General features: G+C 61.5%; 16 protein-coding genes and 1 riboswitch. Of the genes, 6 read left to right on the top strand and 10 right to left on the bottom strand.

Annotated elements, in window-relative coordinates; genetic code table 11:
* Positions 1–462: 462 nt before the first annotated feature.
* Positions 463–2,865 (top strand): hypothetical protein, encoded by a 2,403-nt coding sequence (locus JFX23_RS05315; RefSeq protein ID WP_198776041.1) that lies wholly within the window; start codon positions 463–465, stop codon positions 2,863–2,865.
* A 574-nt stretch (positions 2,866–3,439) separates the two neighbouring features.
* On the opposite strand, the gene JFX23_RS05310 is transcribed toward JFX23_RS05315, so the two are convergent.
* The 3 genes from JFX23_RS05310 to guaA form a co-directional block, all read right to left on the bottom strand.
* Positions 3,440–4,261 (bottom strand): alpha/beta fold hydrolase, encoded by an 822-nt coding sequence (locus tag JFX23_RS05310; protein ID WP_198776040.1) that lies wholly within the window; start codon positions 4,259–4,261, stop codon positions 3,440–3,442.
* A 77-nt stretch (positions 4,262–4,338) separates the two neighbouring features.
* Positions 4,339–5,547, bottom strand: a complete 1,209-nt coding sequence (locus JFX23_RS05305) for an ATP-binding protein (RefSeq protein ID WP_198776039.1) — start codon at positions 5,545–5,547, stop codon at positions 4,339–4,341.
* An 82-nt stretch (positions 5,548–5,629) separates the two neighbouring features.
* Positions 5,630–7,198 carry a glutamine-hydrolyzing GMP synthase gene (gene guaA / locus JFX23_RS05300; protein WP_198776038.1) on the bottom strand — a complete coding sequence of 523 codons (1,569 nt, stop codon included), beginning with the start codon at positions 7,196–7,198 and terminating at the stop codon, positions 5,630–5,632.
* 254 nt (positions 7,199–7,452) lie between these two features.
* Here guaA and JFX23_RS05295 point away from each other — a divergent pair, with 254 nt between their 5' ends.
* Positions 7,453–8,829 carry a hypothetical protein gene (locus tag JFX23_RS05295; protein ID WP_198776037.1) on the top strand — a complete coding sequence of 459 codons (1,377 nt, stop codon included), beginning with the start codon at positions 7,453–7,455 and terminating at the stop codon, positions 8,827–8,829.
* Between the two features lie 18 nt (positions 8,830–8,847).
* Here the strand turns inward: JFX23_RS05295 and JFX23_RS05290 are convergent, their stop codons facing one another.
* From JFX23_RS05290 to sucC, 7 genes are all read right to left on the bottom strand, one after another.
* Positions 8,848–10,584, bottom strand: a complete 1,737-nt coding sequence (locus JFX23_RS05290; protein WP_198776036.1) for an ABC transporter ATP-binding protein — start codon at positions 10,582–10,584, stop codon at positions 8,848–8,850.
* Positions 10,581–12,575: an ABC transporter transmembrane domain-containing protein gene (locus tag JFX23_RS05285; RefSeq protein WP_198776035.1), complete on the bottom strand. Its 1,995-nt coding sequence runs from the start codon at positions 12,573–12,575 to the stop codon at positions 10,581–10,583. Before JFX23_RS05285 ends, JFX23_RS05290 begins: the two co-directional genes overlap by 4 nt.
* On the bottom strand, positions 12,572–12,820 hold the full coding sequence (locus JFX23_RS05280) for a hypothetical protein (protein ID WP_198776034.1): 249 nt from the start codon (positions 12,818–12,820) through the stop codon (positions 12,572–12,574). Before JFX23_RS05280 ends, JFX23_RS05285 begins: the two co-directional genes overlap by 4 nt.
* A gap of 217 nt (positions 12,821–13,037) precedes the next feature.
* Positions 13,038–14,888, bottom strand: coding sequence for a bifunctional phosphoribosylaminoimidazolecarboxamide formyltransferase/IMP cyclohydrolase (gene purH, locus JFX23_RS05275; RefSeq protein ID WP_198776033.1), 1,851 nt, complete (start codon positions 14,886–14,888; stop codon positions 13,038–13,040).
* 28 nt (positions 14,889–14,916) lie between these two features.
* Positions 14,917–15,002: riboswitch (ZMP/ZTP riboswitch) on the bottom strand.
* 174 nt (positions 15,003–15,176) lie between these two features.
* Positions 15,177–17,081, bottom strand: coding sequence for a cell division protein PerM (locus JFX23_RS05270; RefSeq protein ID WP_198776032.1), 1,905 nt, complete (start codon positions 17,079–17,081; stop codon positions 15,177–15,179).
* Between the two features lie 309 nt (positions 17,082–17,390).
* The gene (gene sucD, locus JFX23_RS05265) at positions 17,391–18,311 is read right to left on the bottom strand and encodes a succinate--CoA ligase subunit alpha (RefSeq protein WP_198776031.1); all 921 of its coding nucleotides are present in this window, start codon (positions 18,309–18,311) and stop codon (positions 17,391–17,393) included.
* Between the two features lie 20 nt (positions 18,312–18,331).
* Positions 18,332–19,507, bottom strand: a complete 1,176-nt coding sequence (gene sucC / locus JFX23_RS05260; protein WP_198776030.1) for an ADP-forming succinate--CoA ligase subunit beta — start codon at positions 19,505–19,507, stop codon at positions 18,332–18,334.
* Between the two features lie 319 nt (positions 19,508–19,826).
* Between sucC and JFX23_RS05255 the strand changes: the two genes are divergently transcribed.
* The 4 genes from JFX23_RS05255 to JFX23_RS05240 all read left to right on the top strand — a co-directional run.
* On the top strand, positions 19,827–20,120 hold the full coding sequence (locus tag JFX23_RS05255; RefSeq protein WP_198776029.1) for a hypothetical protein: 294 nt from the start codon (positions 19,827–19,829) through the stop codon (positions 20,118–20,120).
* A 228-nt stretch (positions 20,121–20,348) separates the two neighbouring features.
* Positions 20,349–21,332 carry a type 2 periplasmic-binding domain-containing protein gene (locus JFX23_RS05250; RefSeq protein WP_198776028.1) on the top strand — a complete coding sequence of 328 codons (984 nt, stop codon included), beginning with the start codon at positions 20,349–20,351 and terminating at the stop codon, positions 21,330–21,332.
* Positions 21,329–22,126 (top strand): hypothetical protein, encoded by a 798-nt coding sequence (locus JFX23_RS05245; protein WP_198776027.1) that lies wholly within the window; start codon positions 21,329–21,331, stop codon positions 22,124–22,126. Before JFX23_RS05250 ends, JFX23_RS05245 begins: the two co-directional genes overlap by 4 nt.
* 9 nt (positions 22,127–22,135) lie before the next feature.
* On the top strand, positions 22,136–22,920 hold a 785-nt coding region (locus JFX23_RS05240), incomplete at its 3' end, for a hypothetical protein (protein ID WP_198776026.1).

Below are 22,920 nucleotides of genomic sequence, written 5' to 3'. Positions count from 1 at the left end.
TGCGGTATGGAAATTTCGGTTGGTCGAGCCCCGACGGTTGGTGCCGCCGGTGTGGGAGTCAGGGGCAGCTCGTGACACTGTGACTCGACAGCTGGCTCATGAACCCCTCGAGTGACGCCCCATCACGCTACTGATCGAGCTGTGTCGTTTCCCCTGTAGTGGTTGTAGGCGCGTGTGGCGTCAAGATGAAGCGTCCTGGGTTTTGTTCCGCTTCTATGCTCCAACGAGGGTTGGGGCGTGGTGGTGAGTATAGTACGGATCTTTTGTTTCTTGTGGGGTGTGGTAGTTGAGGGCTTGGTGGAGGCGCTTCGTGTTCCACTAGTTGTATCACTAGAATCAACATCGGTCCCGCACTGATCTCGAAGGCTTAACCCCTCATCAAACCCGTTCACAGTTTTATGAGGAACAACAGCTAGTGCAACCACTTTGTAATCAACACCCCAGGACGGTAACACGGTAACGATGACTGACGGGGAGTCCTTCGACAAGGACACGCCATTCGTTCGATACGAGATGGTGTTTCCGAAAAAGCAACTGCTACCCGGATTTTTCGGCTCTAATCCCCTGAAGGGAAACGAGCCGACCGTCGATAGCGGAGCTTACTCGAATGTTGCCGATCACTTATCTGACCAGATTGACTGGGAACCCCATGTAGACAAGGCCGACAGGACCGATTACATCGTCGCAGTCAGCAGCGGCATCATCGCCGGCATCATCGATATCCTCCTCACCGGAGAATTCTCACTTGATAGAGCAAACGAGTGGGGCAGTGACAAAGTCGAGAAGATTGTGCTCAAGGTCGCCAAGGCAGAGGGCTACAATGGCGACGACCTTAACAAGGCCATCAAGACGCTTGAAGATAATCACCCACTGGCCAGTGATGGCAACACCAACGATTGGGGCGGCGGCAGACAGCATCATTTCCGAGACTTCGCCCATCACCTAAGTATTGGCGGGTTGGCGATGTCCATCTTCACCCAGTTCTCTGGCCTTTCGGTCGGCACTGATACTAACGGCGCGTTGGCAATCGTTCCAATCCCCGAATCGCATAGGCAATATCTGGGCAAGAACACTCAGGAAAAGATCGTTTTCGGAACCATCGAATGGTTCTTCCATATGGTCAGCGACGCGGCCGGATCAAGCAGCAACGGTGGACAGGGCACCGGCATCCCGGGCCCGCTGTTGTCTCTCTTGAAGGAGTTCTCGTCACTCCCTTTCTTCAAAGACTCGAAGAATGACGATATGAGCTTCAGACTCTGGCTCTCGAAGCTGTTCAACGGAACCCTTCTTGCAGACCATGACGCGAACGGCAAGATCATCAAGGGCACGGAGCGGCGATTCGACCTTCGAACAGAGATCGGCATCCTCGAAGAGATTGGCAGGATGTCGGCACCTGTGCTCATCAATCAATGCATTGTCCGAGGGGCCTACTTCTGCCGAAGGCTTTTCCGCGAGATCGAGAGTCTCGACATCCGCAGCTTCGGCGACCTGGGGCGAATTGCACCCGAAGACATTCTTCCATGGGGCACTCCCGCCATGCATAGGATGGTGACTGTGTCGAGCGGAGTGTTCAGTGGCATCGACTTCGCAGATGCTCTCGTAAGGGCGATTCCCGCTAAAGACCCTGTAAAGTTTTTTCTCCGCATCAATTACGTTGGTGTTGCGTCCTTTGTGGTCGCATGCGTCGTAGACGCGAAGGCGACATTTTCCGACAGGAAGCTTGAAGAGGGCGAGAGACCCGAGGACTCGTACGAGCGCAAACTCGCAAGCCTCGGGTGTTTGAAGCTCGATTTCGAGAAGGCGCGAGTCCTTCACTCAATCATGTACCAGCTCGTTGCGTACGACATCGAGCTCGAAAAGCGCGATAAGCGCAAGGCCCGCAAGCAGAAATGGCTCGAGGAGTGGAGCAACAAAATCATCGAGACGACGAACACCGTCTGGGCCGCAGGTGCCGAATATTTCCTGAACGACGCTCCCCTGTACGACGAAATCGAAAGACTGCGAAAAGAAGACGAGGACGATACGTGGCTGTGGCTCGTGGCAATGGAAGCAGCGAGGTTCGAGCCGTACAGATTCTTTCATCGTAAAAACGACAGAATGTACAAGGGCCTCAAGCCATGCTCAAATTACGCGAAAGACGTCTTTTGCGTACGCCAGGGGTCGGTGAGCTTCGGTAGTCTGAAAAAACTTGACAAGGCCGTGGGCACAGCGCGCAGCCGCTTGGACGGATCCGTAACGAAGGGCATCGCAGGCGCAGCGGGAACCGTCGTCGTCGTTGCCGTGACCGGTGGATTCGCATTCTATTTCGCGCCCGTTATCGCGCCCGTTTTGGCAGCTGCGCTCGGCGCGGAAATCGCCACGCTCTCAGGAGCAGCGCTTACGAGCGCCAGCCTCGCGTTCTTGGGAGGAGGAGCCCTTGCTACTGGCGGGGCGGGCATGGCAGGTGGAACGATGCTGATCGCAGGCGGGGGCGCACTTCTCGGCGCGATCGGCGGCTCAAGTGCATCCGCAGCGCTGTCGATAGCTTTGGCGACGGATGAAAGCTATACGCTCGAAGAGTGCGCGAAGCTAATTGCATTCAGCGAAGAGGTTCTCATCAAGCGGAAGGGAGACCTTTCATCAGCCAACGAAATCGGGGAGACACTAAGCATGCGAACTGTCGAGCTGGAGACCGAAATAGAGGCCATCAAACGTGTGTTGGCCTTCGACAAGGATTTCGAGACCGACGAAGATGAGCGCGACAACGACGCTGAAATCAGCCCGAAGAAGATGCTCAAGATTCTCGAGCGCAGCCAGAAATACTTGAAGCGAAGCAATGCGGAACTCACGAACGCGCTTGAGAAGGCGCTCAAAGAAAAGAGTTAGCGAGTTCAACACACACGCTGACGCTGTCGACCCCTCGGGCTCGACAGCGTTTCCTTATGCACCAATAACAGGCTCATCCCAATTGAGAGTGTGGGTGGCGTCGAAGACTCCTGTTTCAAGCAGGTTGCGGGTGACGTACTTAGCGGGGTTGTGAAAACCTAGAGCGCTGCCTCGTGGGTGTTCGAGGCGACCGTTGAGTGTTGCGCCCCGGATTTGATAAAGACGGCGATGATTGGAAAGGAGCCACAGCCTCTATCACACCCAGAGTCTGACAGCCATACTCCCACTCGATCGTTGCACGCTTCGTTTTCATGTAATCAGCGGGTCAGGTGGACTGGGGTTTTCTTTACTCTCCTATCGCGAAAACCGTTTGGTCACCCTGTAGTCAGCGGTGGCTACATGCTCTGTAGTCATCTGAGGGGAGTATTCTCGTCCGACCGAAGAGTGACAGCTCTGAGCTGGGGAAATGCTGCTTTGAGATCCGCCGGTGACGACACATGACCTAGTAGCAATCACCGTATGCCGCTTATTGCGTTGTTAGTGAATGCGTAAGAGGCAAGTGTGGTGCCTGGCGTTATAGCGTGGTCATGAGTTGCTCAATCTGGCTGTTCACAAAGCTGGGATTATCGGCATTCGAGTTATGCCCCGCGTCAGGCACCCACACGAGAGGGATGCTTTCACCGGCAGACCATTTGCGGTTGAACACCTTCACATCACCAGCGCGGTCCTTCTCCCCGCAGAGCAATAGTGCCGGACAGTCGATGTCGTAAGCGCGTCCGGACTCGACAGCATCAGCAAGCATCGTGTAACCGTGCGCGGCGAGCTCCACATACTTCTTCTTGGTGTAGCTTTCCATGAAGGAGCGCATGCTAGCTTTTCCCTGGGCGGTTGTCGCTACTCCCCATGAGCCCAGCGACTTCAGCCAAGACCAAGGCATAGAACGGTACATGCTCTTAGTATGTCGCAGCGCTTTGACTTCCCACGTCGGGTAATACTTTCTTTTGAGCGGTGCTGAATCGATGGAGACGAAGCCAAAGGCTTCTCCTGGATAGAGGTCGATGAACGCTTGCGCAACGTAACCGCCGAGCGACTGTCCCACAAGCACTGGGCCCTTGACGTTCTCTGCCTCCAAAACTCCGTGCAGAATGCGGGCACAATCATCCATGGAGAAGTCAAGCGGATACGGTCGTGATTTCCCGTGCGCAGGGGCATCCCACACCAGGCATTTTGCCTTGCCTGAGAAATGCGCCATCTGCGCGTCGAACAAGGTGTGATCAGCAGTAAGGCCGGGAAGAAATACGAGCCATGGCATATCCGTATTGGCAGAGGCGTCCACCCAATAGGCGACGTCACCGCTATTGGTGCGATAAGCGCGCTCCTGCAAGGTTTGGGGCATGGGTGAATCTTTCTCGTTGAGGTTCAAGCAGGATAAGCAGTCGCAGCGTCCTTGGCTTGCACTTGCCTGAGGACGAGCTAGAGTTCCCAGACCGGTACGGCCTGTACGTCGCGCGTCACAAGATAGGGCTCATCGGTCTGGCAGACCACATGCCCGAACCCAACCTCGTAATCCGAGAGCCTGTCCAAGCAGCCGAAGTTTTTGACAGCATCGCTTCCAACGGTGGCCGCCATCTTAACCTCCACGGGATGCAACACATGGCCATCCTGTATGACGAGGTCAATCTCGCGCTTCTTCGCATCTCGGTAGAACCACACGTCGTGGAGGTTCACTCCTGCGTTCATGTAACTCTTGAGCACCTCCGAGACAACGAACGTCTCGAAGACGTGCCCGGCAACCGCACCGTTGCGAAGCTGTTCGGGGGTTGTCCACCGCGTGAGGTGGCATACGAGCCCCGTGTCCATAAAGAAGATCTTCGAAGTTTTGGAAAGACGTTTGTCCACATTCGGCCAGAACGGCTGGATAACCCTCACGATGTTCGAGGCCTGGAGTACCGAGAGCCATGCCTTGACTGTTTTGTGGTCGACGTCGATTGCGTTTCCGATATCAGTAGCGTTCAGCAACTGTCCTGACCTTGCAGCACAGGCAACCATAAAACTGTAGAACTTGGCCTCATCTCGAACGTTGATGAGGTCGCGTACATCGCGTTCAAGATATGCAGATACGTAATCCGAGTAGAAGGAGTCCCAGTCCACGGAACTGTCTTGAAGCTCGGGCATGGAGCCCCTGTGGATGACGCTCCAAATATCCAGGCCTTTCACATGCTTGGGCTCGGTAATCCGCGCCGGCACGTAAGGATGCGGGCTGCTTGCAGAGCCGATAAGCTCCCTCAAGCTGAGAGGGGGCATTTCGATAATCCTAATCCTGCCAGCCAGAGACTCGCTCACGCCCTTCATCAGATGGTACGTCTGCGACCCAGTGAGCACAATGCGGCCCTTCTGGTCGGATTGGTCGACAATCCATTTCACGGGGGAGAACAGCTCGGGCACCCGCTGGACTTCGTCGACGATCAGAGGGAGTTCATGAGAGTCGAAGAACAGCACGGCATCCTGTTTGGCCAGCAGATAGTCGCGCGGGTTTTCCATCGAGACGTAGCTGAAGGAGCCTCCAAGGTGTTCTTTGAGCACCGTGGTCTTACCTACTTGGCGCGCACCGGTGATAAGAACCACCTTGCCCTGTGTAAGCATGGCGTCGATGGTCGACTCAATTTCGCGCCTGATATACATGAACTGCCTCCTTCTACATGAAGGCAATTATCTTATTGTGTATCCATGCGGTCAAATTTGGGAACAACATTCCCAAATTTCACTACTCCCACTCGATCGTGGCCGGGGGCTTGCTCGTCACATCGAGGACCACGCGGTTGACCTCGGGCACCGTGTTCGTGATGCGCGTCGAGATCTTCGCAAGAACCTCATAAGGCAGGCGCGTCCAATCAGCAGTCATCGCGTCCTCGGAAGACACGGGGCGCAGCACGATCGGATGACCGTAGGTGCGGCCATCACCCTGGACGCCCACACTCCTCACATCAGCCAAGAGCACCACCGGGCACTGCCAGATCTGAGAATCAAGGCCCGCTGCGCTCAACTCTTCACGGGCAATCAGATCAGCGGCGCGCAAAATATCGAGACGCTCCTTCGTGACCTCACCAATGATGCGGATACCAAGACCCGGACCGGGGAAGGGCTGACGATTCACCAGGTAGTCGGGCAGACCGAGCTCACGCCCCACGGCGCGGACCTCGTCTTTGAAGAGGGCACGCAGAGGCTCGACCAGTTCGAAGGTCATGTCATCGGGCAGGCCGCCAACATTGTGGTGGCTCTTAATATTCGCCGCGCCCTCGCCGCCGCCGGACTCGACGACATCCGGGTACAGGGTGCCCTGGACGAGGAACTTCATCTCGCCCTTAGCACCGACCTCTTCAATGACCTGCTTTTGAGCGGCCTCGAAGGAGCGGATGAACTCGCGGCCAATGATCTTGCGCTTCGTCTCAGGGTCGGACACTCCCGCGAGCGCAGAAAGGAAACGCTCAGACTCGTCGCAAGTGATGACGCGAATACCCATTCCGCGCGCGTAGTCGTTCTCAACCTGCTCGCGCTCGCCCGCACGCAACAGCCCATGATCGATGAAGAAGCAGGTCAGCTGATCGCCGACCGCCTTATGGACGAGAGCCGCCGCAACGGAAGAGTCAACACCTCCGGACAGCGCGCAAATCACCTGAGCGTCTCCGATTTGCTCACGGATCCGCTCGACTTGCTCGTCAACGATGGAATCGGGAGTCCAGGAGGGGTCAATGCCCGCGCCCTCGTACAAGAAGTTCTTCAAAGCGTCCTGACCAAAAGCAGAATGGGCGACCTCGGGATGCCATTGGAGGCCGAAGAGGCGACGCTCGCGGTTCTCGAAAGCTGCGACAGGTGTCTGGGCAGTGGAGGCAGTGACCTCGAAACCCGAGGGCGCGGCCTGGACTGCGTCGCCGTGACTCATCCACACGACCTGGTCGCCGGGAGTATTGGCGAAAAGGCACGAGCTCCCGGCGATATTCGCATCGGTGTGCCCATATTCGCGCGTTCCCGTGCGCCCGACTGTGCCGCCCAGCGCCTGGGCCATCGTCTGGAAGCCGTAGCAAATGCCGAGGACGGGGACTCCCGCGTCGAAGATCGCAGGATCAATCGAGGGGGCACCGTCCTCGTACACCGAGGAAGGACCGCCCGAGAGGATGATCGCGGCCGGCTCCTTGGCGAGCATGTCCGCAATGGGCATGGTGTGGGCAACGATCTCGGAGTACACCGAAGCCTCGCGCACGCGACGAGCGATGAGCTGCGCGTACTGGGCACCGAAATCAACGACGAGGACAGGGCGGGGAGCAGTCGTGTTCACACGGGGATTCTACCCGGCAAGATCGACGATTCGGGCTCCGTGGACTGTGCAGGGGGTCTCGGGCGCTACGCTCGCGCTTCGCCCTGCGCTCACGCTTCGCGCGGTGATTGTGCGCTCTTACTTACGGGGCTCACCCGCCCCGACCTCTCTCATCCTGCCCAGGCAGCGCCTTCGCCCCTGGCCTCGTCCCTCTTCCCACCGAAGCTGCGCCTTCGCCCCTGGCCTCGTCCCTCATCCTGCGCGACAATGCCACTATGGCCCCGAAGGATCGCAAACGCCCCGCTCTGCCCGTGTTCGTCGTCGAACTCGGCATGCACGGCGCGAAGAAACGCTACCCGGACGGGCGCAAACTCACGCGCGAAGAACGCGCCTGCCTCCCCCTCGTCAACTCCATCAACGAGGGCGTGCGCGCCGCAAGCGAGCTGGTCGCCACAACTGCGAAATCACCGGACGCCGCATGGCTGATCAAACAATTCCTCAACCCCGTGCCCCTCGCTGGCAGGAAAAAGGTGAAACTGCCATCCCGCCCGCTCCTGCTCAAGGCGATCGCGCACCTCGAAGCGATCTACGAAGCCGGGGACCTGACTCTGAGCGCCACCCGCACTCCCTCCGAGCCGAAGAAGCATCTGCTGCGGGCGATCGACTCGTGGTTCTTGGCCTTCGATGAGCGGGCCGAGAAGAAACAGTGGAAGAACGTCGAGGGCACTCCCGTCACTCTTGAAGGCCTGCGCCGCTGGCAGGCCGATCTCGCCACGATGGACCTCAAAGTCATCCCCTACCTCACTCTGCCTCCCGAGTTCGAACGCGCCCTGACGATGGTGGAAGCCTGGGATGACGTCCTCGACCGACGTGGCCACATCGGCGAGCGCTTCTCCTTGCGCGAGGAGGTCGTCCGCCTCCACAACTGGCCCGGCGACCAGTGGAGGAACGGCGACGACTACGCCTCGGCGCAGAAGAGATTCCATCGACGCCTGAAGAAGGCCCGCGCCCTTGCCGAAGATCCGATTCGTGATGCCATCATGCAACGCGCCCTCTACCTACGAGAGGGCCTGCTGCTCGGTCCTGTTGATCCACTCGACTGGTTCCTCGCGGTGTGCCAATTCCGCTGGGCCGTGCCCGAGATGCTCGACATGAGGCCCGAGCTCATGACCTGGAAGCTCGTTGACTGGCTCGCGCGCCTGGCCACCCCGATCGAGCATGTCGAAGCGAAAACTCCGAAGTGGGCGCGTTCAGCCTCCTCCCCCGTGGATGTTCCCGAGGGCATGCTCGAAGTCGTCTCCGGCCCCGACCTCATGATCGACCTGGACGAGGACGTCGTCACCGCCCTGCCACCGGGGTGTCGGGTCCGGCGTCTCATTGCGAGCGCACGCACCGCCCTCGGCCCCGATTGGACCGTGTACTGGGTGGACTCCGAGTGGGAGAATTCGAGGCCGATCCTCGACCTCGTCGAATCCGCGAAGCTGCACCCGCAGGTCGTGTTCATCTCCGATGAACAGCCTGCCGAACTCGCCGAGAAGATCCGCCCTTTCCTGGATCGTGCATACGAGATCCCCACGAATCCCCTCACTGCGCACAGCCACATTCCCGGGGTCATGCCGATCTTCCCCGAACACCCAGACGCGGGGCTGTGAGAGCCCTTCCGCCAGCACTCACTCCCCCTGCCAGGCCCTCCACAGCGCCGCGTATTCGCCGCCGCATGCCAGCAGCTCCTCGTGCGTACCGAGTTCCACGATGGAGCCCTCGACCATAACCGCCACCCGATCAGCGTCCTGCGCCGTATGAAGCCGATGGGCGATCGCGACAACGGTCCTCCCAGCAAGGACCCCACCCAGGGAATCCTCCACCGACCTCGCCGATTCGGGGTCCAAGAGTGACGTCGCCTCATCGAGGACGAGGGTCGCCGGATCCATCAGGGCGATCCTGGCGAGTGCGATCTGCTGGGCGCGCGCAGGCGTCAACTGGGTACCGCCCGCACCAACTCGCATCCCGAGCCCACCCTCGTCTTGAACCCACGAGTCCGCGCCGACAAGCTTGAGAGCCGCCCACAGCTCCTCATCGGAAGCATCACCGCGGGCGAGCCGGACGTTATCGGCGATGGTGCCGACGAAGACGTGGTGCTCCTGAGTGACGAGGACGACCCGCCGATGCAGTTCTTCTTCGGGCAGCTCGACGAGCTCGGCTTGCCCAGAACGAACATGCCCCGAAGTCGGCGGATGGATGCCTGCGATCATGCGTCCGAGTGTCGATTTGCCCGCACCCGAAGGGCCCACGATCGCGAGAGTCTCGCCCTCGTGAAGTTCCAGGTCGATGCCGTGCAGGACGGGACGTCCTTCGTGATAGGCGTAGGAGACCCCCTCGACGCGGATCGGGCCATCGCCTCGAGCCTGAGGATCCATCCTCCGGTCGGGCTCAACGAGTTCGACGCCGAAGATCCGCTGAAGCGAGATCCACGCGAATTGGAGCTCGTCAATCCAAAAGGTTGCCTGCCACAGGGGCGTGCGAATCTGGTAGCAGTACATGACGAGTGTCGTCACCGAGCCCGCGGTGAGGACACCCGCCGGCACCAGGACAGCCCCCAGAAGGATCATCGCGGCAATCGGAACGAGGGTCACGGCGACCATCCCCAAGAAGAGGAAGCCCCGCATCCACGCCCCGTAACGTTCAAGGCGCCACATCTGGGCGAGCATCGAGTCGAAGGCCCGGTGTCTTTTCGCTCCGAGCCTCAGGGCGTCAACGGCCTCGGCCTGGGTGACCGTCTCGGACAGGTGGCCGGAAAATACCGCGATCATCGCCGCAGAGGCGCGGTAGGCGGGGATCGTCCTGGGCATGTACCACAGGCTCACGCCAACGACGCCGATGATCTCGATAGGAAGGATCCATGCGAGGCTCGGTGCGGCGGCGAAGGCGGCGACGAGGGTCACTCCGATGGTCATCAGGAGGATGAGGATCGTCGATAGGCCCTGGCGGATCATCATCTGGACGCGGTCGATGTCCGTCGTGGTGCGACTGATGAGGTCTCCGCTTCCCGCAGTCTCAACAGTCGACAGGGGAAGGTGGACGACAGAGTCGACGAGACCGTCGCGCAGCCGAGCGAAGACCGTCTCACCGAGGATTCTCGCCCGGGTCTCGGCCCACCAGGCGAGGATGAAGTTCGCGACGACGAACACGACGGCGAGAAGGATGCGCTGACGCACCCACGCGCCACCCATTCCCGCGCGGATGCCGTCGATGATGTCGCCGACGATCCAGGGCAGGGCCACGGAGGCCAGTGCGGCGGCGAGTTGGAGGAAGAGGACGAGGGCTACTCCCCCGGCGTGAGCGTGTAGGAGTCCGATGAGGCGTCGCCGTGTGAGGGCTGCCGGGGCGATGGGGAGTCTGCGGCTCATGCGTCTTCTCCTCGTCGGGTGAGGATCTTACGGGCGGCGACCGTCGTCTCTGGCGCATCAGAGGGGGCGGAGTCGATTGCGTCGGGTGTGGTTTCACCAATCGCATGGCCTTCGGCGTCGAGGACGATGATGCGCTCTGCGGCTCGCGCAAGAATCGGCGACTCCGTGACGAGGACCGTGGTGCGACCGGCGCGCTCGAGGGGCAGTCGTTCGGCGATGATCGCCTCGGTGTGGGAGTCGAGGGCGGAGGTCGGCTCGACGAGGAGGAGGATTGGGGCGTCTTGAGCGTAGGCTCGGGCCAGTGCGAGGCGCTGGCGCTGGCCTCCTGAAAGGTTGCGGCCCAGTTCGCTGAGTCTGCCGTCAAGGCCCGCATCGAGCGAGTCGATAACGTCGGCGGCGGCCGCTGCTTCCAGGGCTGAGAACAGGCGGGCGTCGTATTCCTCGATCCCCTTGTTCTCGCTGCTTAGGCTCATCTCATCACCGAGTTCGGCGTTTTCCAAGACGTTGCGGTAGATCGCTTCGGTGGTCCCGGGGACTCGTTCTTCGGGGGCGCGACTGCCGAGCAGGGCGTCGCGCAGGGTTCCGGCGAAGATCTGCGGGATCTCCTCGGCGAGGAGGATGTTCTCGCGGACCTCATCAATGGGTAGCTCGGCGAGTGCGATGGTGCCCTTCGGGTCGACTAGGAGCCCGTTGTCTTCCGAGTCGTCAACGCGTGCCAGCCGTCGGCAGACACGGAGCGCCATATCTGGGGCGGGTGCGAGGATCACGCTGATCGCTGCGGGCGTGATGCAAACTTCGCTCACTGGGTCGATGAGCTGGGCGTGGGCCCACTGCGGGCTGGGCTCGTCCTCGCCAGTCGGCGGTGTGTCCCCGCGGGTCGGCGGCGTGTCCCCGCCCTTCACGGGAGTGTCCCGCACCATCGGCTCGATGCCGAGCAGGTCGGCGGCTCGTTTCGCTCCGACCCAGGCTCGCGTCATGTGCTCAACAGATTCGCCGAGGAGCCACACGGGGTGGCGCAGGTAGACCGTGTACCCGTAGAAGGCGAGAAGTTGTCCGACGCTCATCCGCGCCTCGGAAACGAGGACGGCTCCCTGTGCGACGACGAGAACGGAGAAGAACATCGGCGCGGCTGAGCGGATCGCCGCAAGGAGGGAGACCGTGGGGGCGACGCGGATCCCTGCGGCGCGTACCCGCGCGGACTGGGCGCGGTAGGCGCGGGTGTAGGTCGTTTCGCCTCCGATGCCTCGGAGGATCCGCAGGCCCTGGACCGCATCTGTTGAGATGGACGTGAGTTCTCCTTGTTCAGCGCGAAAGGCGGATTGACGCTGTTCCAAGGGTTTGGCGATGAGGAGGAGAAGCACGAAGAGGATCGGCATGCCGATGATGACGATGAGACCGAGACTGACCGAGACTCGCAGCATGAGGACAGCGACGAGGAGCACGGCGGCTGCGGAGGCAAGGAGTTCGGGGATCAGCGCGGTCGCCCGTCCGAGGGCGAGCGCGTCGGAGTTGACGGCAGCGAGGACGTCTCCGGCTGATGAGGCGCGTTTGAAGGAGCGGGCCCGGTCCGAGGTTCTTTCACTCAGTGTTCGGGGGGCGCCGACTGCGGATCCCATCCAGGCGCTGATTTCGGTGAGCTGCGCCAAGCTGTCTCCGATGGCGACCAGAAGGATGATGAGGAGGAAGAGGCCCGTCCATTCGGCGAGTTGGAGTGAAATCCCGAAGGCGAGGGCAACGTCGAGTGCGTGCCCCATTGCCCAGGAAATGAGGGCCGAGGCGAGGGCTCCCAATCCGGACGTGAGGGTGGCGAGGACGAGGGCACCGCGTCTGCGGGCGAGCAGCATCTTGAGGAAGGGGCCGGGCTTGGCGGGAAGCGGCCATGCCGGTCCTTTGAGGGTGCGAAGGGGGCGGGGCCAGCGGCCGGGCAGGGGCCCTAGAGGGGGTAGGTTCACGCCTGCTCGCGCCGCGATCTCCTCGTAGGTCCTCTTCACTGTCCCCTCGTTCCGATCAGCTTCGATTCATGGTGTGCGCCCGATGCCGAGGGGCCTGCGAGGAAGGGCTCCGGGTGCGCGCGTCTTCCACGCACTCCTGAGAACACTCCTTTGACGGCCCCGTGTCCGCCCTGGGCGTGCGCGTCTTCCACGCAGGCGCGGGGCTGACCTTCCCCTCCCATCGTGGTTCGCCCGGCTGCGAGTGTCTTCCACGATACGGTGACTCGCTCAGGGCGTCGCGTCATTGCTCCGGTCTCGGAGGCGTCGCCCCCGCATGTGAGTGGAGGCAATCCCCTCTCGCGTTGTCTGGTGATCGAGCCTGAATTCGAGTCCGCGTGCTGAGTGGAGGGGATAACGACGTCTGGAGGGTTTATATCCCCTCCACTTGTCGCCAACCCCTCCACTGAGCGCAAAGCCCTCCACTGAGAGGGAACCCCTCCACTCGCAGTCGCTGACGAAAGCTCAGTGCGCGAAGTGGCGAGTACCCGTGAGGTACATCGTGATGCCCGCCGCCTTCGCTGCCTCGATGGATTCAGCGTCGCGGACGGAGCCGCCGGGCTGGACGACGGCCTTCACACCCGCGTCAATGAGGACCTGCAGACCATCAGCGAAGGGGAAGAACGCGTCAGAGGCCGCAACCGCACCGATGGAACGCTGCTCGGGTGCGTCCGACACGAGATCCTCACTCCTCGCGCCGCCTGCCGAGTCAATCTGCGCCCCCGCGTCCTTCGCCGCGTCGCCTGTCGAGCGGCCGCCAAGTGTGTTGGCTCGCTCGACCGCGAGCTTGCACGAATCAACCCGGTTGACCTGGCCCATGCCAACGCCGATCGAAGCCCCATCCTTGACGAGGAGGATCGCATTGGAGCGCACAGCTCGGACCGTCCGCCACGCGAACTCCAGGTCGGCGAGGGTCTTCGCGTCGGCGGGCTCTCCCGCGGCGAGCGTCCAATTCTCCGGGGAATCACCGGGAGCATCGACTTCGTCGCGGTCCTGGATGAGCAGGCCGCCGGAGATTTGTTTGAATTCGCGGCCACCGCGCTCGGGCGGGAGGACCTCGAGGACGCGGAGGTTCTTCTTCGTGGACAAGATTTCAAGGGCCCCGTCCTCGTAGGCGGGGGCGAGGACGACCTCGGTGAAGATCGGGACGATCTGTTCGGCAAGCTCCAGCGTCACGGGCCGGTTGACTGCGATGACGCCCCCGAAGGCGGAGATGGGATCGCAGGCGTGCGCCTTGCGATGTGCTTGAGCGACGTCCTCGGCCACCGCGATGCCGCAGGGGTTGGCGTGTTTGATGATCGCGACGCAGGGGCGCTCGTGGTCGTAGGCGGCGCGCAGGGCCGCGTCACCGTCGGTGTAGTTGTTGTAGCTCATCGCCTTGCCGTGAAGCTGGCGGGCGTTCGCGATTCCGGGGAGGAGTTCGACGTCCTCGTTGCCGTCTTCAAACTCTTCCTCAATGTTGATCTCACGGTAGACGGCAGCCCCCTGATGGGGGTTTTCGCCGTAGCGCAGGGCCTCGACGCGTTCAAATGCGTCGGCGGCGTAAACGGGGAATGCCCCCTCTTCGGCGCCCGATTCGAGGACAGCCTCCTCGTCCTCGGAGAGCTCGAAGCCCAAGGAGGAGAGGAAGGCGGCGTCCGAGGCGTCAAGATGCTGTTCGCAGGCCTCGTCGATCTCTTCGCGCAGGTCGTCACGGTCGAGTTGCTCGGCGAACCAGCCGGAGATTGCAAGGTCGTAGGTCGCGGTGTGCACGAAGGCTTCGCCGGCCAGTCCGCGGCGCTCCTCAAGGGTGAATCCCCCACCTTGAGCTGCGGCGATGACTTCCGCGTAGCGTGTGGGCGAAGTGACGACCGCGATGGAAGGGTGGTTCTTCGCGGCGGCGCGGACCATGGAGGGGCCGCCGATGTCGATCTGCTCAACGCACTCGTCGAAGGGCGCGCCAGAGGCGACAGTCTCGCTGAAGGGGTAGAGGTTGCAGATCACAAGGTCGAAGGCTCCGACGTGAAGTTCGGCGATCTGCTGGCGATGCTCGGGTTTGCGCTGGTCAGCGAGGATGCCCGCGTGGATCATCGGGTGGAGGGTCTTGACGCGTCCTTCGAGGACCTCCGGGAAGCCGGTGACATCCTCGACGGGGGTGACTCGGATCCCGGCCTCGGCAATGGTTTTGGCGGTTGAGCCGGTCGAGACGATCTCCACTCCCGCCTGTGACAGGGCGCTCGCGAGTTCCACGAGTCCGGTCTTGTCGTAGACGGAGATGAGGGCCCTGTTGAGGGGGCGAAGGTCGATGGGTTCAAGGTTGTCCAAGCGAACGGACATGCTTCCTCCGGTAAAGGTCGATCATCATGCCCGGCGCCCAGGCGGGCGGCGCCTCACGGGAACTGCCGGCCGCTCCCCGGTGGTGCCCCACCCTCGCCAGTTGCGACCGCCTCAAGCCTATCCCCCACTCACCCGGGTTCGGCAAGCCCGAGGGGGCGCGGGGTCTCTACGGAGAACGGGGCGGGTAGTGCGGGGCAAGTGAAATATTCACGAGGTACGGAAAGGCACGGTATTCCCGAGGCCAGATGCCACAGGTGCGAGCCCAGGCGCTTGAGCAAAGCTGAAGGATCACGTTCCTTCTTCTTCGTCCTGCGGCGCTTCAGCCTGTGCTGCGTTTCTTGAAATTTCGGCTATTTCAACCGTTTCCGCGAGCTGTTCGGCTGGTGATTTCACGCTCGGAACGACATGCTGAGTCGTCCCGAGGAGTTCTTCAACGCTCACCGGGACCGGGGCTTTGGGAATCGGATGCTCGGCATGAGAGGAGTCCCCGGACTCAGTTTGGCCTTGTTCGGAGGCTGTCACTTGAGCCTGTGCTCGGGATGAGGCCGTGTCATGGCCATTCCCCGTAGCGCCTTCTGTGCTCTCTGCGCCCGTGTCAAGGAGGTTCTCGCCGTCCTCGCTGCGGTACTCAGTGGCTTCCCCTTCACCGTAGTCCATGCGGTACTCGCCGCCCCTGTTAGCGAGGAAGTCACCGTCCTCGTCAGCGCAGTACTCACCGTCCTCGTCAGCGCGCTCCTCGGCGTGCTCCGCAAAGCTGTGCTGCTCGCCAGAGTCGCCGTTTTCCTCACCCGGGCTGTCAGGGCCCGCACTATTCTCGTGCACTTCCAGAGCACCCGCTTCGCGCTCCTCGCGCCCCTTCGAGTACTCCTCGCCCTCCCCCAGGCACCTTTCGGCAAGAGATCTAGCCTCAGAGTCATCCCCACCTTCGGACGAGTCCTCCACAGGCCAGTCCTCCACAGCCGTCCTCGAAGAAGACGTGGGGGCCCCTTCCTCGTCCATGGGAATCGGGAAAATCGGGGGCTCGGGCACGGGCTGGTTGCGCGAAATCGCCCATTGAGAACGCGCCCACCAAACGCTGCGCGGATGAACGCCGACCATTCCCGCAAAGAAACCACCCCCGAATTCGAAGATCAGAGTCAGGAGGACCGGGAAAAGCGGAGGGCCGACATGGGTTAAACGGGTATCACCCAGAACGAAGATCGAGCTCGCGAACCACACGAAACCCACGAGTGCGAGCACCCCGATTCCCGAAGCGGCGACGTAGCACTGCTCGTGAAGACTTGCGCGAGTGTGCTTCTTCCCCCACCAGGCGCCCACTGCAATGCCAATGCCGATCGGCGCGAGGATCGTCCAATAGTCCGGTGTCGAAGTCGGCAGAGCCCCCAGAAGGGGGATGGCGGGAATCGGCAGTGTCGGCGCAGAAGCGGGAGAATGCAGGGCGTCCACGCCGACGTAGACGCCGGGCCCGAGGATCCACGCGAGACTCCACGCGAGCACGCTCGGCAGATAGCAGACCTGCGCGAGCACCACGAGGATGTTCGCGAAGGTCGAGTCGGCGAGAAGGAGCGCGTGAATTTGGCGGATCTGGTCCCAATGCGTCGCGACGGCGAGCACCGAAAGCAGAACGGACAAGGCAAGAACACAGATGAGGAGCCGCGCTCCCGCTTTCACGCCTTCGCGGATAACGCTGGGGACGCGCAAGGCCTCCCAAGGGTTGTCGCTCGCATCGAAAGCGGCCCAAGCTGCGGCGATCCCGGGAATCAGGAGGGCCCCGGGGGCTGTTTCCCACCAGCGCGCATGCTCAGCGCTCGTCCCCACGATCACGAATGCGGGCAGAGCGAAGGCGGGCACCGCGCACCATTGGGATGCCGCAGAAAATTCGGCGCTCTGACGTAAAAGCAGACGCAGGACGAGGACGAGGAGCACTCCGACAAGGGTCGGTGTCGCCCGGTAGGAGATCCCGCCCAGATGGAGTGGCGCCCCCAGGACGAGGGCGAGGAGGTCTGAGCCCGCATGGAGGGCCTGATCCCAGGTGGCCTCGCCCATCCACGGGTTCGAGGCGACCGTCGCGAAGGCGGCGACGGAGGCGGCGGTCGTCACTGCCCATGTCATGAGGATCGTCTCGATCGCACTGAGGCCGACCCGGGCCCACCCGTCGGGCAGTTCCAGGCGGGTCCGTTGTCGCGGGGCCACGTATGTGGTCGTGAGTGTGCGCGGCTGTGGCCTGGGGGAAGGGGTCTCGTTCATATCACCCCCATGGTCGCGTACGCCGGGGGCTGGGCGGAGCGCGCAGCGCCGGGCGTCTTCAGATTGGGGTGAGAAGGGAGGAGAAGAAGGGCTGGGGTGACCCGGCGGGGTGGCTGGTTGGGCCCGAGCGGGCCACAAGTCGGACCTTAGAACGCGTCAAAGCCTCCACAAGGGGCGAACTCCACGTTTCACCCCGCCCATCGTCCGACTTGTGCCCGACCTACACTCTCCCAAGCCCCGGCTCCCCAGCCCCTCTCAGCCCTGCAGGATTTGGCGCGACAGAGCCGCGGTTTGCGAGGGCGTACGCCCGACCTTCACACCGACAGCCTCAAGAGCTTCTGCTTTCGCCGCAGCTGTTCCTGAAGAACCGGACACGATCGCGCCCGCGTGCCCCATGGTTTTGCCTTCGGGGGCGGTGAATCCGGCGACGTAGCCGACGACGGGCTTCGTCATATGCTCGGCGATCCACGCGGCCGCGCGTTCTTCCGCGTCGCCGCCGATCTCGCCGATCATGACGACGAGTTCGGTGTCAGGATCAGCTTCGAAGGCTTCGAGGGCGTCGATGTGGGTGGTGCCCACGACGGGGTCCCCGCCTATCCCGAGGCAGGTGGTGAAACCGATATCGCGGAGCTCGTACATGAGCTGGTAGGTCAGCGTCCCCGACTTCGACACGAGGCCGATGCGGCCCGGACCTGTGATGTCTGCGGGCGTAATGCCGACATTGGATTGTCCGGGGCTGATGATTCCGGGGCAATTCGGGCCGATCAGGCGTACGCCCGCTTCAAGAGCACGGTTGACGAAGACGGTCGCATCGGCGACGGGGATTCCCTCGGTGATGACGACGATCGTCTGGATGCCCGCGTCGATCGCTTCAAGGGCGGCGTCCTTCGCGAAAGCCGGTGGCACGAAGATCACGGTGGTGTTCGCGCCGGTTGCGGCCATGCCTTCGGCGACGGTGCCGAATACGGGGACCTCCACGTCCCCGTTTCTCACGCGTTGGGCGGCGGGCCCGTAGCCTTCGACCTCGAAGGTGAGGGTGGTGCCGGCCTTGCGGGGGTTGACTCCGCCGACGATTCGTGTTCCCGCGCTGAGCATGCGGCGGGTGTGTTTGCGTCCTTCAGCACCGGTCATTCCCTGTACGAGGACCAGGGAGTCCGAGTCGAGGAAGATCGTCATTGTTCTTCAGTCCTTCCCAGTCACTTCGCTGCTGCGAGTTCGGCGGCGGTGCGGGCCGCCTCGTCCATCGTCTCGACCATGTGGATGAGCGGGTGATTCGCCGCAGAGATGATCGCGCGCCCCTCTTCGACCTTGTTGCCGTCGAGTCTGACGACGATCGGCTTGGTGGCCTGCTCGCCGAGGACTTCGAGGGCTTCGAGGATCCCGTTCGCGACGGCGTCGCAGGCGGTGATTCCTCCGAAGACGTTGACGAAGACGGAGCGGACCTGCTCGTCTCCGAGGATCACTTCGAGTCCTTTCGCCATGACTTGCGCTGATGCGCCGCCGCCGATGTCGAGGAAGTTCGCGGGTCTGACGCCTAGGTCTTCACCGGCTATCGCGACGACGTCGAGGGTTGACATGACGAGGCCCGCCCCATTGCCGATGATGCCGACTTGTCCTTCGAGGCGAACGTAATTCAGGCCAGCGGCCTTCGCCGCCGCTTCGCGCGGGTCCTGGGTTTTCACGTCGACGAGGGCCTCGTGCTCGGGGTGGCGGAATCGCGCGTTGTCGTCGAGAGTGACTTTCCCGTCGACGGCCCAGATGCGCCCGTCAGTCGTCAGGACGAGGGGGTTTACTTCGACGAGGGTCGCGTCCTCTCGTGTGAAGACCTCCCAGAGTTTGACGAGGACGGGGGCGATTCTGTCTGCACGTTCGGGCGCGAAACCGGCCTCGTGGAGGATTTCGAGGGCGATCGTGTCGTCAATGCCCTTGAGAGGGTCGAGGGAGACTTTCGCGAGCGCTTCGGGGCGTTCCTTCGCGAGGGTTTCGATGTCCATCCCTCCTTCTTTGGAGCACAGCGCGAGATGGCGGCGCTTCGAACGGTCGAGGAGGATTGAGAAGTAGTATTCCTCGGCGATGTCGGCGCCGGAGGCGATGAGGAGGGTTTCGACGATGTGGCCCTTGATGTCTAAGCCGAGGATGGCCTGCGCCTTTTCTGCTGCTTCTTCGGGGGTTCGGGCGAGCTTGACGCCGCCGGCTTTGCCTCGTCCACCGGTTTTGACTTGGGCTTTGACGACGAGGAGTTCGGCTCCTTCGGCGAGGAGTGCCTGTGCAGCGTCGCGGGCTTCTTCGGGGCTGGTGGCGACGCGGTCGGGTAAGACGGGTACCCCGTGTCGACGGAACAAGTCTCGGGCTTGGTATTCGTACAGATCCACCTCGAGTTTCCTTCCTGATGGTCGGCGCGCGAAGGCCGATTGGGATTTCTCGACGTCGAAAAATCCAGGTTCAGCCTACAAGTATCTAGGCATTACGTCCTATCTTTCATCTTGGGGGATCAAGATCTCCACGAGGACGAGGACGGGGCACCCTTTGGGAACAGTTGCGTTGACTCCCATCACCGGGGTGTCTGAACAACCCGGGATCGCGTGAAAGAGGACAGCCTGAGGCATCCATCCACACCTCGCGGATCGCAAGAGAACCCTTGTGATTCCCTGAGGTAGCATCGAGGCGATCTTCGATGAGTTAGGGGCTGAAATGAGCGCAGAGTTGCTCAGTATGTGGACCGATCTTCTTCGGGAGCGCACTCGACTGGTGGATGACGCGTATTCCTCCCTCAAGAGTGTGCGACTCGAGGCCGTCCCGGACTTAGGTCCTTCTTCCTCTCCGGCTCGTGCCGTTCTTCAGAGTCTTGAAAGCGATATTCCTGACTGCGCGCTCGTCGTTGACACGATTGCGAGTTCGATGATCGCGGCAGCGAATTCCTTCGAGGATCTTGAGGAGCAGATCCGGTCGGGAATGGTGTCCGAGTTGACGGCCTTCGATGCGTGAGGGTGTGCGATGAGTGGAATCGTGGATTGTCGTGTGAGGGTAGCGCCGAACTCGCCTACCGCTTGTGCGACTTCACTGAAATCCGAACTGGTGAAGCTTCTTGATGCTCAGGAGTGCCTGAATGCGGTCCTTTCCTCACTTGTTGAGACCTTGAGCGGGGCTACTGTTGCTGCGATTCGCTATTCTGTGCAAGCCCAAACGCAAGTTGTTGAATCGCTTTCTCAACGGATGACGTTGTTCATCATTGGACTTGAGATTTTGGCTGAGGATTTGGCGTTCGTCGAGTTGGGCTTGTATGACGTTCTTGAGGAGGCAGAAGCATGGGAACTACGCGTAATCAATGGGATTGTCCAGTCTCCTTCTTCCTCCGACCTTGATCATGATGTGAAGCGTCGCAAGTTCGATGATTTGTCTGCGCTGGTTACGGAACTGCGCCGTGCAGAGCAAACAGCACACGCCGAGTTCGCCGAGGCCTGTAAGGACGCGCAGATGCTCCCCACTGAGGCTGGGGAAGCCGCCGAGGAGGTGCAGCGCACCCTCATCGCGGCACGTAGCATAGGGATTGAGGCTGCGTGGGCGACGGCTGCTCTTCCTGGGGTGACGTTCCTGTCGCCTGATACTGTCGCCCGACGGGCCCGTATGCGCGAGATCATCAATCGTTCAGAGCCACCGGAGGACCTGTCCCGTCTCATTGATGAGTTCAAGGCGGCGCGCGCCGCGAATAATTCAACGGCTGTGGGACGCTGGTCATCACGTGTGCGGGAATTGGGCCAAAGGATCGATTTCGCGAACAGAGTCGCGGTTGCTGGGGAGGCTTCTGCTACTGGACGAGCCCTTCGGGCGGGGCGGACCGTCCTCAGGGATGCCAGCATCATTGGGGGGATCCTTACTGCCGCCTCCGTTGTCGACAACACTTATGCCCAAGCCCGTGAGGATTCGATCGATCCTGATCTGACCCGTGAGGAGAAGTTCGCACGCGCCGCCACTCATGGAGCCGCTGAGAGCACCGGACAGATCGGGGGAGAATTCGTAGGAGGAGCTCTTGGCTCCGTTGCGGGGTTCTCCTGCGGCCCCATTGGGGTTGGTGTAGGCCTCGTTCATGGGGCTGAGAAGGGCGGGGAAAAGGGAAAGCAGTTCGGCGAATGGGGCGCCAATGAAGTTGACCAATCCATTACTCGTTTTCTCTTCGGCCAAAGAAGGGAGGACTCATGACAGGAACAGAACTGCTCGAAGGAGCGATCTTCACAGCAGCAATATGGCTCATGTGGGCCTTGGCGATGTTCACCGACACCACCCTCGGCCGCACAACTAACATGTTCGGGAATCTTTTCGGCCGCGGGATGATCGCCGCGCTTTTCCCCCTGACAGCATTTGCGTTTACAACGACCATCATTGGAATCTTGATCGAGCCGACAGGGTTTTATGAAACAACTCCAGGCACAGTGCTGGGTGCCATTTTTGCCCTTCTCTTTCTAGTCTCATGCAGTGTCGGACTGGCGATATTTTTCTTCGATATCCCTTTGCCTAAGTGGGCTTACCCCGAATACCACGCAAAACGCCGCAAAGCCCGACACCCACAACCCGACAACACCACACAACTGCCCCACGACCTCCACATCGCCACCCACCCCACCACAACCACACACACAAACACCCCCACCCCCACACTCCTACGCATCACCCGCCCCTGGTGCTGGTACAACTCCGCCCTACGCTCCATCCTCATCACCGCAAACACCACCCCCATCGGACGCATCTGGAACGGCCAAACCCGCACCTTCCCCCTCCCCAGCGGCCCCACCACCATCCGCGCCACCCTCGACTGGACAAGCTCCAACCTCGCCCACACCACCCTCACCCCCGGACACACCATCGACCTCACCCTCACCTTCAACACCCCCGACACACTCCTCACCAACCCCCACACCTACCTCCAACTCCACCCCACCAACCCACACGACCTCCTCCCACCCCCACACAACAACACGATCTCTGGCATCGACTAATGGGATGAGATGAGCATGCAAACTGATGGCTTGACAGGAGGCGTTCTGCTCGCCGCACTTGGTTGGACAATGTGGGCCTTGGCGATGTTCACCGACACCACCCTCGGCCGCACAGTGCTCATGTTCGGAAATCTTTTCGGCCGCGAGGTGATCGCCGCAATCTTCCCCCTCTGGAGCCTTGGATTCACCGTGGGCGCGCTCATGATCTTGATCGAACCGACAGGGTTTTATGAAACAACTCCAGGTTTTATCTTTCTCCTCGCGCTTGCTTCGATAACTATGGTCTCGATGGTCTCCGTCCTGGTCATATATTTTTTCGGGATCCCTTTACCTAAGTGGGCTTACCCCGAATACCACGCAAAACGCCGCAAAGCCCGACACCCACAACCCGACAACACCACACAACTGCCCCACGACCTCCACATCGCCACCCACCCCACCACAACCACACACACAAACACCCCCACCCCCACACTCCTACGCATCACCCGCCCCTGGTGCTGGTACAACTCCGCCCTACGCTCCATCCTCATCACCGCAAACACCACCCCCATCGGACGCATCTGGAACGGCCAAACCCGCACCTTCCCCCTCCCCAGCGGCCCCACCACCATCCGCGCCACCCTCGACTGGACAAGCTCCAACCTCGCCCACACCACCCTCACCCCCGGACACACCATCGACCTCACCCTCACCTTCAACACCCCCGACACACTCCTCACCAACCCCCACACCTACCTCCAACTCCACCCCACCAACCCACACGACCTCCTCCCACCCCCACACAACAACAC

The sequence above is a fragment of the Schaalia cardiffensis genome, from assembly GCF_016405145.1.
Classification (GTDB): Bacteria; Actinomycetota; Actinomycetes; order Actinomycetales; family Actinomycetaceae; genus Pauljensenia; species Pauljensenia cardiffensis.
This window is presented reverse-complemented; position numbering and strand designations above follow the sequence as displayed.